The sequence below is a fragment of the Achromobacter sp. 2789STDY5608615 genome (assembly GCF_001298995.1).
In the GTDB taxonomy this organism is placed as follows: Bacteria; Pseudomonadota; Gammaproteobacteria; order Burkholderiales; family Burkholderiaceae_B; genus Achromobacter; species Achromobacter insuavis.
In genome coordinates this window covers 1-14,036 of record NZ_CYTY01000035.1, presented here as the reverse complement: position 1 = coordinate 14,036, position 14,036 = coordinate 1, and the positions used below count along the sequence as shown (strand labels likewise).

13 protein-coding genes and 1 pseudogene are annotated in these 14,036 nt (G+C 67.2%); 12 read left to right on the top strand and 2 right to left on the bottom strand.

Annotated features, from left to right (window positions below):
• The first annotated feature begins 14 nt into the window (after positions 1-14).
• The 12 genes and pseudogenes from AOZ49_RS24335 to AOZ49_RS24280 all read left to right on the top strand — a co-directional run bounded on the left by AOZ49_RS24335 (position 15) and on the right by AOZ49_RS24280 (position 13,092).
• Positions 15-503: an Lrp/AsnC family transcriptional regulator gene (locus AOZ49_RS24335; protein ID WP_197286771.1), complete on the top strand. Its 489-nt coding sequence runs from the start codon at positions 15-17 to the stop codon at positions 501-503.
• 155 nt (positions 504-658) lie between these two features.
• Positions 659-1,171: a winged helix DNA-binding protein gene (locus tag AOZ49_RS24330; protein ID WP_054430353.1), complete on the top strand. Its 513-nt coding sequence runs from the start codon at positions 659-661 to the stop codon at positions 1,169-1,171.
• Positions 1,172-1,214: 43 nt separating this feature from the next.
• The gene (locus tag AOZ49_RS24325) at positions 1,215-3,035 is read left to right on the top strand and encodes an ABC transporter ATP-binding protein (protein ID WP_369815866.1); all 1,821 of its coding nucleotides are present in this window, start codon (positions 1,215-1,217) and stop codon (positions 3,033-3,035) included.
• A 50-nt stretch (positions 3,036-3,085) separates the two neighbouring features.
• Entirely contained in the window at positions 3,086-4,618 is a 1,533-nt protein-coding gene (locus tag AOZ49_RS24320) for an ABC transporter substrate-binding protein (RefSeq protein WP_054430285.1), read from the top strand.
• Positions 4,619-4,800: 182 nt separating this feature from the next.
• Positions 4,801-5,724 carry an ABC transporter permease gene (locus tag AOZ49_RS24315; RefSeq protein ID WP_006385014.1) on the top strand — a complete coding sequence of 308 codons (924 nt, stop codon included), beginning with the start codon at positions 4,801-4,803 and terminating at the stop codon, positions 5,722-5,724.
• 5 nt (positions 5,725-5,729) lie between these two features.
• Positions 5,730-6,596, top strand: coding sequence for an ABC transporter permease (locus AOZ49_RS24310; RefSeq protein WP_054430286.1), 867 nt, complete (start codon positions 5,730-5,732; stop codon positions 6,594-6,596).
• 5 nt (positions 6,597-6,601) lie between these two features.
• Positions 6,602-8,342, top strand: a pseudogene (locus tag AOZ49_RS24305) (peptidase M14).
• A gap of 14 nt (positions 8,343-8,356) precedes the next feature.
• Positions 8,357-8,794: an acetyltransferase gene (locus tag AOZ49_RS24300; protein ID WP_006396127.1), complete on the top strand. Its 438-nt coding sequence runs from the start codon at positions 8,357-8,359 to the stop codon at positions 8,792-8,794.
• A 170-nt stretch (positions 8,795-8,964) separates the two neighbouring features.
• Positions 8,965-9,252 (top strand): CopG family ribbon-helix-helix protein, encoded by a 288-nt coding sequence (locus tag AOZ49_RS24295; protein WP_054430290.1) that lies wholly within the window; start codon positions 8,965-8,967, stop codon positions 9,250-9,252.
• Positions 9,249-9,551 carry a type II toxin-antitoxin system RelE/ParE family toxin gene (locus AOZ49_RS24290; protein WP_054430292.1) on the top strand — a complete coding sequence of 101 codons (303 nt, stop codon included), beginning with the start codon at positions 9,249-9,251 and terminating at the stop codon, positions 9,549-9,551. Before AOZ49_RS24295 ends, AOZ49_RS24290 begins: the two co-directional genes overlap by 4 nt.
• Before the next feature lie 166 nt (positions 9,552-9,717).
• On the top strand, positions 9,718-10,245 hold the full coding sequence (locus AOZ49_RS24285) for a sigma-70 family RNA polymerase sigma factor (RefSeq protein WP_054478242.1): 528 nt from the start codon (positions 9,718-9,720) through the stop codon (positions 10,243-10,245).
• Positions 10,246-10,611: 366 nt separating this feature from the next.
• Positions 10,612-13,092, top strand: a complete 2,481-nt coding sequence (locus AOZ49_RS24280) for a TonB-dependent receptor (RefSeq protein WP_156355740.1) — start codon at positions 10,612-10,614, stop codon at positions 13,090-13,092.
• A gap of 71 nt (positions 13,093-13,163) precedes the next feature.
• Here the strand turns inward: AOZ49_RS24280 and AOZ49_RS24275 are convergent, their stop codons facing one another.
• A complete protein-coding gene (locus AOZ49_RS24275; protein WP_054478236.1) occupies positions 13,164-13,361 on the bottom strand; it encodes an oxidoreductase-like domain-containing protein in 198 nt (65 codons plus the stop codon).
• Positions 13,362-13,370: 9 nt separating this feature from the next.
• Complete coding sequence (locus AOZ49_RS24270) at positions 13,371-13,928, bottom strand: GNAT family N-acetyltransferase (protein WP_231690433.1); 558 nt, start codon at positions 13,926-13,928, stop codon at positions 13,371-13,373.
• Positions 13,929-14,036 lie beyond the last annotated feature (108 nt).

Below are 14,036 nucleotides of genomic sequence, written 5' to 3'. Positions count from 1 at the left end.
ATTTGAACGACGCCATGGAAAAAATTGACAAGTTTGATCTAAATATCATTTCCTGCCTGCAACGCGAGGGCTCGCTGTCGCAGCGCGAGCTGGCCGATCGGGTCGGTTTGTCGCAGAACGCCTGCTGGCGCCGGCTGCAGCGGCTGAACGCCTGCGGCATCATCCGCGGCACCCGCGCCGAGGTGAATCTGGTCGCGCTGGGACTGGACCTGACGGTGTTCGTGATGATCCGCACCAGCCATCATGCCAAGGAATGGGCCGACGGCTTCCGCAAGCACGTCGAACGCCTGCCCGAGGTGACCGGGTTCTATCGCATCGGCGGCGACTGGGACTACCTGATCCAGGTGGTCTGCCGCGGCATCGCGGGGTACGACCGCTTCTATCAGAAGCTGATCACCGATTTCGAGCTGTCCACCGTGACGGGCTTTTTCAGCATGGAAGCCATCATCGAGAACCGGCCGCCCGACCTCGGGCTGCTGCACGAGTCCGCGGGCACGACATAGCCATGGCCAGCGCGGGGATCGCCTCGGCTTGAATGACTTGCAGTGATGACAACCAGGGCGGCTTATATCCACGGGTTATCCCGGATGCCTGCATATCCACAAATCGTCAATAATTCGCCAACGTTTTATTGTCGATCCGTCCCCAACTGCCGCCCATGTCTGTTTCCGTCCGGGACGCCATTGTTTCCTCCTCCCATCTCGCCTCGTCCGCCCCGGAGCTGTCCGAGGTGGAGTTCGGCCTGATCATCGCCTCGCACGCCTTCAATCGCTGGATGGTCCGCTGCATGGCCTGTGCCGGGCTGCCCGAGCTGACCTCGCTGGACATCCTGGTGCTGAACCACGTGTTCCATCGCGGCCGCGGCAAGAAACTGGCGGACATCTGCTTCACGCTCAATGTCGAAGACACCCACCTGGTGAACTATTCGCTCAAGAAGCTGGAGCGGCTGGGCGTGGTGCAAAGCGCCAAGACCGGCAAGGAAGTGGTCTACACCACCACCGACGCCGGCGCGGCCGCGATCCAGCGCTACGCCGAAGTGCGCGAGCAATGCCTGGTGAAACCCTTCATCGACTCCCCCGCCGCGGACGATGCCAGCCACCAGCTGGCCAATACCCTGCGCGCCCTGTCGGGCCTGTACGACCAGGCCGCCCGCGCCGCCACCTCGCTGTGAGAATCCACGTTGTCTAGCATTCCCGCCCCCTTCCGCCCAGCCGCTGCTCTCCGTGCGCGGCGTCTCGGTGGACTTCAATACCGAAAACGGCGTGTTCCGCGCCGTCGAGAACCTGGACTTCGACGTGCGGCCGGGCAAGACGCTGGCCATCGTCGGCGAGTCCGGCTCGGGCAAGTCGGTGACGTCCATGGCCATCATGCGGCTGACGGACTACAACAACGGCCGCATCGCCACCGGCAAGATCCTGCTGCGCGACAGCGACGACCGCGAGGTCGACCTGACCGCCGCGTCCGACGAGCGGATGCGCGCGATCCGCGGCAACGACATCGCCATGATCTTCCAGGAGCCGATGACCTCGCTGAACCCGGTGTTCACCATCGGCGACCAGATCATCGAGGCCATCATGCTGCACCAGCAGCTGTCGCGCTCGGCCGCCCGCAAGGCGGCGCGCGCGCTGCTGGAGAAGGTGCGCCTGCCGGACGCCGAACAGCTGCTGGACCGCTACCCGCACCAGTTGTCGGGCGGCATGCGCCAGCGCGTGATGATCGCGATGGCGCTGTCGTGCCAGCCGCGCCTGTTGATCGCCGACGAACCGACCACCGCGCTGGACGTGACGATCCAGGCGCAGATCCTGAACACCATCCGCGAACTGCAACGCGACCTGGGCACGGCCGTGATCTTCATCACCCACGACATGGGCGTGGTGGCCGAGATGGCCGACGACGTGGTGGTGATGCTGCGCGGCAAGAAGGTCGAGCAGGGCCCGGTGGAAGAGATCTTCCGCGCGCCCAGGCATCCCTATACCCGCGCCCTGCTGGCCGCCGTGCCGCGCCTGGGCAGCCTGACCGGCCGCGACCTGCCGCTGCGCACGCCGCAGACGGTGCTGGAAGGCGACACGCTGCGCGAAGTGGGCGAGACCCGCGAGCAGGACACGGCGCGCTACGACGAGCCGGTGCTGCGCGTCGAGAAGCTGACCACGCGCTTTGACGTCGGCCACAACCTGTTCGGCCGCGTCACCCACCGCGTGCACGCGGTCGAGGAAGTCAGCTTCGACGTCTACCCCGGCGAAACGCTGGCGCTGGTGGGCGAATCGGGCAGCGGCAAGTCGACCATCGGCAAGACCCTGCAGCAGCTGGTGGCGCCGACCTCGGGCGCGGTGCGCTACAACGGCCAGGACATCTTCTCGATGGACGCCGCCGGCCGCCAGCGCCTGCGCCAGGAGATCCAGTACATCTTCCAGGATCCTTACGCCTCGCTGGACCCGCGCAAGACCGTGGCCTTCAGCATCGCCGAGCCGATCCGCACCCACCGCCTGCTGAGCGACGAAGCCGCCATCGCGCGCCGCGTCGGCGAGCTGCTGGAACAGGTGGGCCTGAAGCCCGAGCACGCGCGCCGCTATCCGCACGAGTTCTCGGGCGGCCAGCGCCAGCGCGTCTGTATCGCGCGCGCCCTGGCCAGCGACCCCAAGCTGATCATCGCCGACGAATCGGTGTCGGCGCTGGACGTGTCGATCCAGGCGCAGATCCTGAACCTGCTGATGGACCTGCAGAAGGACCGCGGCCTGTCGTACCTGTTCATCACCCACGACATGGCGGTGGTGGAGAAGGTCAGCCACCGCGTGGCGGTGCTGTACCTGGGCCAGATCGTCGAGCTGGGCACGCGCCGCCAGATCTTCGAATCGCCGCAACACGCCTACACCCGCAAGCTGCTGGCCGCCGTGCCGGTGGCCGAGCCCGGCCGCCACATCGACACCTCGCTGATCGAGGGCGAGATCCCCAGCCCGGTGCGGCGCGTGGGCGACGAGCCGGCGATCATTCCCCTGGTTGAATTCGCGCCCGGCCACCGCGTGGCCCGCGCCGCCTGACCCCACTTTTCCACGTCGGCCCGGCCGATTTCCCGTCCCTGGAGTTGAACATGCTCTCCCTACGCAAAACCTTCACCGCCACCGCCCTGGCCCTGGCGCTGGGCGGCGCGCTGCCCGCGGTCCTGTCGACCGCGCACGCGGCCGGCACGCTCAACGTCGCCATCAACCAGGATCCGGGCAGCTGGGATCCGATCGACACCTTCGTGACCTTCTGGGGTTCGGTCGGCAGCAACCTGTACGACGGGCTGACCATGCGCGGCGCCGACCTGAAGCTGCAGCCGGGCCTGGCCACCAAGTGGGAATACCTGGACGACAACAAGCGCCTGCGCTTCACGCTGCGCCAGGGCGTCAAGTTCCACAACGGCGAGCCGTTCAACGCCGAGGCCGTCAAGTTCACCTTCGAGCGCCTGCTGGGCGCGGAAGGCGCCAAGGGCCCGCAGAAGTCGAACTACGACTCGATCGGCGAGGTCAAGGTGGTGGACGAGTACACCGTCGACTTCATCCTCAAGCAGCCCGACCCCGTGCTGCTGACCAAGCTGGCCGGCTACGGCGCCATGATCGTGCCGCCCAAGTACATCCAGGAAAAGGGCGAGGAGAACTTCAACACCCATCCGGTCGGCACCGGCCCGTTCAAGTTCGAGAGCTACCAGCCCAAGGTCAACGTGACCCTGGCGCGCAATGACGACTACTGGGGCGGCAAGCCCAAGCTGGACAAGGTGGTCTACCGCTTCATCAGCGAACCCGGCACCCAGGTCGCCGAACTGCAGGCTGGCCGCGTCGACATCGCCACGCTGATCCCGCTGGGCCTGATCGAGACGGTCAAGAAGTCCGGCAACGCCGACGTCATCTCGACCGGCGGCCCGGTCGCCTTCGCGCTGCGCTACAACACCAAGAACGGCATCACCCAGAACCGCGACGTGCGCCGCGCGCTGATCATGGCGGTGGACCGCGACACCATCGTCAAGCAGCTGCTGCTGGGCCAGGCCAAGACCATCGCCAGCTTCCAGGGCCCGCAGTCGTTCGGCTACAACCCCGAGCAAAAGCCGCTGCCCTTCAACCCCGCCGAAGCCAAGAAGCTGCTGGCCGGCGCCGGCATCAAGCCGGGCGCGACGGTGCAGATCGACGTGCGCGGCAGCGATTCGAACTTCCGCGAAGTGGCCCAGGCGGTGTCGGGCTATCTGCAGGCGGTGGGCGTGCGCGCCACCATCAAGCCGTATGAGACCGGCGTGCTGCTCAACGACATCATCCCCGGCGGCAAGACCGGCGAGATGTGGCAGAACCAGTGGGGCGGCTGGACCTACGACTACGACAACACGGCCTACCTGATGTACCACTCGGGCCAGAAGTGGAATCCGTACGACAACGATCCCAAGCTGAACGCCATGCTGGAAGCGCAGCGCACCGTCTATGACGTGAAGAAGCGCGAAGCCATGCTGCAGGAGATCGCCGGCTACGTGGCCGACCAGGCGCTGGAACTGCCGCTGTACAGCCTGAACACCATCGTCGGCGTGAACAAGCGCGTGAAGGGCCTGGAAGTGCCGGGCGACATCCGCTTCCGTTTCCTGGAAACGACGGTGGAGTAGAGCCCACCCCCGAAGCGCTGCGCGCTTCCCCCTCAAGGGGGCATGCCTGCGGACCGGCGGAGCCGGATCCGCGGCATCCCGCCAGGGGGGGGGCGATGCCTGATTGGGTGTCGCGATGTTTTTGAAGCATTTGACGCATTAACCCTACTGATTCGCCGGGGCGAAAGCCCTGGCGGAGCCTCATGACCGGATTTCTGATTAAACGCGTGTTGCAGGCGGTCTTCGTGATCGTGGCCGTGACGCTGCTCGTCTCCTATGCCGTGCGCCTGACCGGCGACCCCGCGCTGATGCTCAGCCAGGGCTCGGGCAGCGTCACCGAGCAGGACCTGGCCAACATCCGCCAGGCGCTGGGCCTGAACCGGCCGTTCCACGAGCAATACCTGAGCTACATGCAGGGCCTGCTGCACGGCGACTTCGGCCGCAGCTTCATGGGCGGCACCTCGGTCGCCAAGCTGATCGGCGACGCGCTGCCGGCCACGCTGATGCTGGCGTTCACCTCGCTGATCGCCTCGATCCTGATTTCGCTGCCGCTGGGCATCCAGGCCGCCATCAAGCGCGGCAAGCCCACCGACCAGGCGATCCGCATCCTGTCGCTGGTGGGGCTGTCGTTCCCCAACTTCTGGCTGGCGCTGATGCTGGTGCTGCTGCTGTCGATCACCTTCCCGCTGCTGCCGCCGTCGGGCTGGAGCGGTCCGGCCAGCCTGGTGCTGCCGTCGCTGACCATGGCGATCATCCTGTCGGCCACCAACATCCGCCTGGTGCGCACCACCATGCTGGAAACGCTGTCGGCCCAGTACATCATGGTGGCGCGCAGCAAGGGCCTGAAGGAGCGCATCGTGCTGTACAAGCATGCGCTGCGCAACTGCGCCATTCCGCTCATCACCTACCTGGGGCTGCAGTTCGGCGGCCTGATCGGCGGCATCGTCGTCATCGAGATGGTGTTCAACTGGCCCGGCCTGGGCACGCTGGCGTTCGACGCCATCTCCGGCCGCGACTACCCGGTGCTGCAAGGCACGGTCACCGTGCTGGCCGCCGTCATCGTCCTGGTCAACCTGATCGTCGACATCGCCTACGGCATCGTCGATCCCCGTATCCGCACGCGGTGAGCCCCATGCAGACCACTACTTCCCCCGCCGCTCCCAAGGCCGTCAAGCCGCGCAGCCGCTACCGCTCGCTGGAATTCGTGCTGGGCGCCGTGCTGACCGGCGTCATGATCGTCCTGGTGCTGGCCTCGGGCTGGCTGTTCCCCGATGGCGGCGAGTCCATGGACCTGACCGCCCGCCTGATGGCGCCCTTCAACAGCGCGGCCCACCTGTTCGGCACCGACCCGCTGGGCCGCGATGTGCTGGCGCGCGTCATCGTCGGCGGCAAGATCTCGCTGCTGGTCGGCTTCGCTTCCGTGCTGGGCGGCGCCCTGCTAGGCATCATCATGGGCCTGATCGCCGGCTACTACCGCGGCTTCTGGGACATGATCGTGATGCGCTTCGCCGACGTGCAGCTGGCGCTGCCGTTCATCCTGGTGGCCATCACCTTCATCGCCATCCTCGGCGGTGGCCTGTTCAACGTGATCTTCTTCATGATCATCTCGCAATGGGTGCAGTATGCGCGCCTGGTGCGGGCCCAGGTGCTGGCGCTGCGCGAACGCGAGTTCGTGCTGGCGGCGCGCGCCTTCGGCGTGCGCGACCTGGCCATGATCCGCCATCACATCGTGCCCAACCTGCTGGGCCCGCTGGTGATCCTGATGACGCTGAACGTCGCCAACAACATCCTGCTGGAAAGCAGCCTGACCTTCCTGGGCCTGGGCGTGGATCCCATGATCCCGAGCTGGGGCGGTATGCTGGCCGATGGCCGCACCTACATGCAGACGGCGTGGTGGGTGAGCGTGTTCCCCGGCCTGGCGATCATGTTGACCGTGCTGGGCCTGAACCTGCTGGGCGACTGGCTGCGCGACCGTCTGGACCCGACTGGAAAAATCTGAAGATCATGGCACTGCTGGAAAAGACATTCGACCGCACCCTGGACGCCTGGATCCACGCCTACAAGGCCCCCGCCTGGCGCGGCGCGGCGGTGGAAGGCTGGCTGTTCGAGGGCGTCGACGCGCGCCGCGAGGCCGAGGCGCGGCTGGCGCAGGCCGGCGTGACGGCGCGTTTTCGCAGCGCCTACAAGCCGCTGCTGCACTACTTCCTGGAAGAGGTCGAGCGCGATGGCCTGACGGCGGTCGAGCTGCGCTACCCGCTGCATGAGCACGCCCAGGCCAAGCGCTTCACGCTCGAGGCCTATCCCCTGGTGGCGCTGCTGCCGGGCGTGCGCGTGACGATGAAGCCGGGCGCGTCCGACCTGCACTACGACGTGGCCCTGGCCTACGCCGACGGCAGCCGCCGCGAGACGCGCGTGTTCGCCCCCAACCAGCTCGGCCAGGCGCAGGACGGCACGCCCGAGCTATCGCCCACCGGCTGGCTGCGCGTGCGCGACGCCAACGGCGCCGTGCAGACCGACGCGGCCCAGGCCACCGAATACCAGCAGGCCTTCCGCAGCATCGTCGACACGGTGCGCAACCATCCCTGGGGCGCGCACGAACCGTACTTCGACCGGCTGGAAATCCGCGTCGACCTGCCCGGCATGGACTTCGCGCTGCCGGTCGACGAGGAAATCGTCAGCACCTTCGAGGCGCTGCACGAGGACCTGTACTTCACGCTGCTGGAACACTTCCAGCATCACTCCGGCCGCCCCTCCGGCGACCGCGGCCTGCAACCCGGCCAGATCATTCCGGACGTCCGCCGCCACGACGGCGCGGCGCGCGTGCTGGTGACGCTGGAGCCCTTCGCGCCGCCGGCGCCCGTGACGCCCGCGGCGCTCGACGCGCCGCTGGCCGACCTGCGCCAGCCGCTGGCGGCCGCGCAGATCGCCGGCTGCATGGCCGCGCTGGGCGGCGACGCCTTCCAGGCCGTCTCGCGCCAGGGCCGCCCGGTGCTGGGCACCTACCTGCGCGGCACCGGCCCGGCGGTCTTCATCTCGGGCGCGCAGCACGCCAACGAAACCTCCGGCGTGGTCGGCGCGCTGCGCGCGGCGCAGGCACTGAAGGCGCGCGGCGACGCCCACTTCGCGCTGATCGCCTCCGAGAACCCGGACGGCTACGCGCTTTTCAACCGCCTGCGCGAACAGCATCCGCGCCACATGCTGCACGCCTCGCGCTACAGCGCGCTGGGCGACGACATCGCCTACCGCGAGCACGCGCCGTTCTTCGAACGCGAGGGCCGCCACCAGGCGCACGCCATCAGCGGCGCGCAGCTGCACATCAATCTGCACGGCTACCCGGCCCACGAGTGGACCCGCCCCCCTGTCGGGCTACCTGCCGCGCAATTTCGAGCTGTGGACCATCCCCAAGGGCTTCTTCCTGGTGCTGCGCCACCATCCTGGCTGGAGCGAGCGCGCCCGCCGCCTGATCGAGGGCGTGACGGCGCGGCTGGCCCGCAACGTGCCCGGCCTGGTCGAATTCAACGCGCGCCAGCTTGAACTATTCCACGCGCACGCGCTCGAAACCGGATTCGATGTGCTGAACGGCATCCCCGTGCAGGTCACGGAAACCGACCGCGAAGAGCTGCCGATGGCGCTGATCTCCGAGTTTCCGGATGAAACCGTGTACGGGGACCGCTTCGTTTTCGCGCATACTGTGCAAATGGAAACCGTCCTGGCGGCGACCGACATCCACCGCGCCGGACACTGACGCCCCTTCCTGACATGAACATCCGAGAACGCAACCACGGCGACGACCTCGCCCTGGTGGATATCTGGCTCCGGTCGGTGCGCGCCACCCATACGTTCCTGACCGAAAAGGAAATCCAGGCCATGTACCCGCAGGTGCTCAACACCTACCTGCCGTCGGTGCGCGTCTGGGTCTGTGAGGACGATGCCGGCGAGGTCGCCGGCTTCATGGGCCTGAACGACAACAAGGTTGAGATGCTGTTCGTGGATGCCAACAAGCGCGGCAAGGGCGCCGGACGCCGCCTGCTGAATTTCGCGCTGTCGCTGCACGGCAGCCTGCGGGTCGACGTCAACGAACAGAACCCGCAGGCCCATGGCTTCTACAAGCACTACGGCTTCGTGGACGTGGGCCGCTCGGAAACCGACGCCGCGGGGCGGCCGCGACCGATCATCCATATGAAGCTGGCGGGCTGAGGCGGTCGCGCCGCCGGCACGGGCACCGGTCCGATGTGCGTGCTCGATATATCACCCAATTGACCGCGTCCCCTGTTGCATTCCTCGCTGGCGTGGCGAATGATCCCAGCAAGCGCCATGGGACGGGCATGTTACGCTGCACTTATCGTGTAACACATGAGAACCGCACCATGAGCGACGCTACCTTTACCTTTCGGGTGGATGAAGCCTTGAAAAACGAGTTCGCCATGGCCGCCAAGGCCCGAGACCGCACCGGCGCGCAGCTTCTGCGCGACTTCATGCGGGAGTACGTCCAGCAACAACAGGAAGCGGCCCAGCATGACGCCTGGTTCCGCCGCCAGGTGCAAGCGGGCCTGGATTCCGCCAACGCCGGCCGCCTGGTGCCGGCCGCCGAGGTCGAAACCAAATTCGCAGCCCGTCGCGCCGCGACCCGTCGCCGGCTTGAAACACCCAAGTGAGGGCGCTGCGCTGGACGCCCGAAGCGATCCAGGACCGGGAAGCGATCTACGATTTCATCGAGGCCGACAACCCCGTTGCGGCGCTGATGCTTGATGAACTTCTTGAAGAGAAGGCGGGACGCCTGATCGATCATCCCGGCCTGGGTCGTCCCGGCCGTGTCGCGGGCACCCGGGAGCTGGTGGCGCACCCGAACTATCTATTGATCTACGACGTGACGAACGATCTCGTGCGCATGCTGCGTGTGCTGCATGCGGCCCGGCAGTGGCCAACGCCGGATCCATCATCTGAGAGTCGCTGAAGTCTCGTCGAGCGGCGGAATAAACGCCTGCCATCCGGCATCAAAACAAGACTACTTCAGGCCGTCATTGGGCCTGGAAGGACTGCGCCAGCCCGATAATAAAAATCATTCTTCAAGGGTGGACAAACCGTGATCCTACGGTCACCCGCGGCACGGTGATTTCTGCATGAGCGTCCTGGCCTACTCATCCCCTCCTTCGCTGGAAACGCTCTATTGCGACCATCACGGCTGGCTGCAGCGCTGGCTGCACCACCGCCTGGGCAACGCCGCCGACGCGGCGGACCTGGCCCACGACACGTTCGTCCGGCTGTTGGCCAAGCCGGTGAGCCGTGACTTCAGCAACGTCTGCCAGGCGCGCGCCTACCTGCGCACCGCCGCCGGCGGCCTGTGCGTGGACCTCTGGCGCCGTCGCGAGATCGAACAGGCGTGGCGGCAAACGCTGGCTGCGCGGCCCGAACCCATGGCGCCATCGCCCGAGCATCAAGCCATCATCATCGAGACGCTGCTGGAAATCGGCGCCATGCTCGGCCGGCTGTCCCGGAAGGCGGCGACGGCGTTCATCATGGCGCAGGTGGACGGCGCGCCCTACCGCGCCATCGCGGCCGAGCTGGACGCCTCGGAACGCATGGTCAAGAAATACATCGCCCAGGCCATGCTGCAATGCGCGTTGATAGAGGCTGGACTAGCCGGCTGAATCGGCTGGCTTCACCGTGAATCCCGATTCCTCGCCCCCCGGCTCGCTTGGCAGCGCTGGTTGCAAACGCCGGCGCACCAGGCCCCCTGGCCCACGTCGAGACCGTGAGCCAGGCCGCCTGAAAGCCCCTCTCCCGCAGCGCCACTGACCATCGCCAGTGGGTGACCACGCAAGTGGCCTTGCCCCATTTGTAGGACAAGGACGGGTTCCCCTTTTGCGTCTCCCATTCGATTTAGACAGCGAGAGACTACGGCTGGACGGGCGTCGACTCCGCCCTGGCGGCACGGCCTCGGCCGGACACGCCCGCCACCCTGCGCCCGCCGCCGATCGTCTCGCCGCTCGAAGAACCTTTGGAAAGATCGATTGATGCCCCGTCCCGCCTTCCCCCCGCATTCCGCCCGAACGCACGTCCTCGCGAACGCCGCGCCCCATTGCCCCCCTCACGCGCTGCGCTCAGTGGCGCTGGCGCTGAACCTGGCCGTGGCGGGCTTGACGCTCGCCACGGCGGGCTGGACGCCAACCGCGCAGGCGCAGCCGGCCACCGCCCCGGCGCGGCGCTACGACATTCCCGCCGGACCGCTCAACACCGCCTTGACCCGTTTCGCGCAAGAGGCCGGCGTGCTGCTCTCCGCGCCAGGGGCATTGACGCAGCACAAGCGTGCCGCGGGCCTGTCCGCGACCATGACGGTCGAACAGGGTTTCGCCGAACTGCTGCGGGGACAAGGGCTTGCCGCCGTGCGGCAGGCGGATGGCAGTTATGCGCTGCGCCAGGCACTGCCTGCGGACGGCGCGGCCATCAGCACGCTGCCCGCGGTGCGCGTGACGGGCGCGCCAGAATCCCGGGCTCGTGCGCTGCCCACGCCCTACGCGGGCGACCTGGTGGCCCGTGGAGGCCGCGTCGGCCTGCTGGGCAACAAGGACGTGATGGAAACGCCGTTCAGCACCACCAGCTACACATCCCGCATGATCGAGGACTGGCAGGCCGGGACGGTGGCGCAAGTGCTGCACGCGGATGCATCGGTGCGGCAGACGTTCCCCGAAGCGGGGCCGACGGAGTTCTTCAACGTGCGCGGGTTTTACATGCCCAGCACGGACTTCGCCTGGAATGGCCTGTTCGGCCTGACGCCGGGCTTTCAGGTGGCAACGGAACTCCTTGAGCGCATCGAGGTGCTCAAGGGTCCAGGCGCGCTGCTGTATGGCATGACACCCGGCGGTTCCGTTGGCGGGGTCATCAACCTGGTGCCCAAACGGGCGGGCGACACGCCGCTGACACGCCTGACGGCCAAGTTCTCCGCGGACTCGGAACTGGGCGCGCACCTGGACATGGGGCGACGCTTCGGACGCGACGACGCGTTCGGCATTCGCGTCAATGCCGCCAAGTCCGATGGCCGCACCACCCTGGATGGCCAATCGAAGAACAAGGAATTGGGCTCGCTGGCGCTCGACTTTCGTGGCGAACGCCTGCGCGTCGCGCTGGACGCCTACAGCATCGATGGCAGAACGCGCGGCGGCATGCCGCTCTTCACCACGTTTGCCAGCGGCCAGATTCCCGACGCCCCGGATCCCAAGCTCAACCCCCTGCCCGGCGCGCGAGCCTCGGAGCACAGCAAGGCGCTCATCGCCTCGGCCGAGTTCGACTTCAACGATCAATGGATGGGGTTCGCGTCGGTCGGCACCAAGCGTCAAGGCAGTTCCGGCTACATGAACAACGCCCTGGGCAGAAACGCGCAGCCCTCGGGCGCCTACATCGGCATGGCCAAGAACACGAGGAGTTTCTCCAATGCCAATGCGGCCGATGGCGGCATTCGCGGTCGTCTGCGCACCGGGCCGGTCGGACACGAGATCACCCTGAGCGGCAACGCCATTCGACAGACGGGTGGCGCGGTCCAGGGGCCCGTGACGATGTGGGCCTCGAACATCTATGCGCCCACCCCACCAACGCTGACCGCGGGACCCGCCGCACTGCCGAAGTCGTCCGACAGCACCCTGAGCAGCATCGCCCTGGCCGACACGATTTCGTTCCTGAAGGAGGAATACCTGTTGACGCTGGGCGTGCGGCAACAGCGCGTGCGGACGAAGAACTATACGCCCTCGGGCGCCGTGACCACCCGCTACGACGAACACGCCCTGACACCCGCCATGGGCGTGGTCATCAAGCCATGGACCGCGCCGGTCTCCGTCTACGCCAACTACATCGAAGGCCTGTCACAGGGAGACCGGGTCACCGACGTCACCGCCGCCAATTTTGGCGAGGTCTTCCCGCCGTACCAGAGCAAACAGATGGAGGTGGGCGCCAAATGGGATGCCGGCACACTGCTCAATACCCTTGCCGTCTTCCAGATCACGCGCCCCAGTCTCATCAAGAACGGCGACAGCAACCGATACGCCCCCGACGGCGAACAACGCAACCGCGGCATTGAATGGAGCATTGCCGGCGAGGCGGCGGCAGGACTGCGCCTGCTGGGCGGCGCGACTTACCTCAAGGCCATCAACACCAAGAGCAGCACCGGCCTGCTAGATGGCAAGACGGCCATCGGCGTTCCGAGCTGGCTGTTCAACCTGGGCGCGGAATGGGACATGCCGTCATTGCCAGGCCTGACCCTGCGGGCCGCCGCCATTTACACCGGCCAGCAATACGCGGACAGCGCCAACACGCAGAAACTACCCGCCTGGACACGGCTCGATCTGGCCGCCCGCTATGCCACCCGCCTCGCCGCCCACAACGTGGTTTTCCGCGCAAGCGTGGAGAATGCGCTGGACAAGCACTACTGGTCAGGCGCCTGGTATGGCTCCACCTCGGTCGGCACGCCGCGCACCGTCAAGTTGGCGGTCAGCGTGGATTTCTGACAGTCGGGGCGGCCGGTTGCCCGCGCATCCCGTTCCCGCGGCGGCGCGAACCGCCGCGGCAGCCCCGCCCGCTACCCCGCCTCGCCATGCCGCGCGCGCCAGGCCTTGAGCGCGGCGCGGTATTCGTCCATGGCTTCGTTGTAGGTGTCGTAGACGCAGGGGATGCAGCCGCTGTTGCAGCATTCCCCGGGCGCGGGGGCCTCGGGCAGTACGGGCGGCGGATCGTCGTCGGCGGGCGACGGGGTGTTCGGGGCAGTCGGGGAACTCATCCCCGCATGTTAGCGCTGATCGGCGCCCGCCAGCGCGCGCCATTGCTGGCGCCGGATTTCGTAGCGCAGCTTGCGCGCCTCGCCTTCGCCGGTGGTCTCGATCCAGCGCATGCCGCACTTTTCCATCACCCGCATCGACGCGGCGTTGTGCTGCACCGCCACGGCGCTCAAGACGTCCACCGGCAGGCGCTCGAAGCCCAGCGTCAGCAGCGCGCGGGTTATCTCGGAGGCGTAGCCGTGGCCCCAACAGGCCGGCGGAAAGGCGTACGCCACCTCGACCCGTTCGATCTTTCCCGCCAACGCCAGCTTGAGGCCGGCGCGGCCGGCCAGCGCGCCGCTGTCGCGCTCGGTCAGCACGTACATGCCGTAGCCGTGCTCGGCCCAGTGCAGCATGTTGTGCTCGACGTAGCGCCGGCTGGCGGCGGCGTCGCGGGTGCCGCCCATGGTCGCCATGAGCGCGGCGTCGGCATGCATCCCGGTGATGAACGGCAGATGGGTGGGCGCAATGCGCTCGGCGCGCAGGCGCTGGGTGACGAAGGATTCGGGCAACAGGGCGGACGGCATCATGGCAGGCGGCAGCCATCGAAAGGAGTGCCTTGCATCATACCGAGCGGTGAGCCCCGTCACTATCCACCATCCGCAGCGTGGACACCTGACTGTATCCGCCCGCCCCTC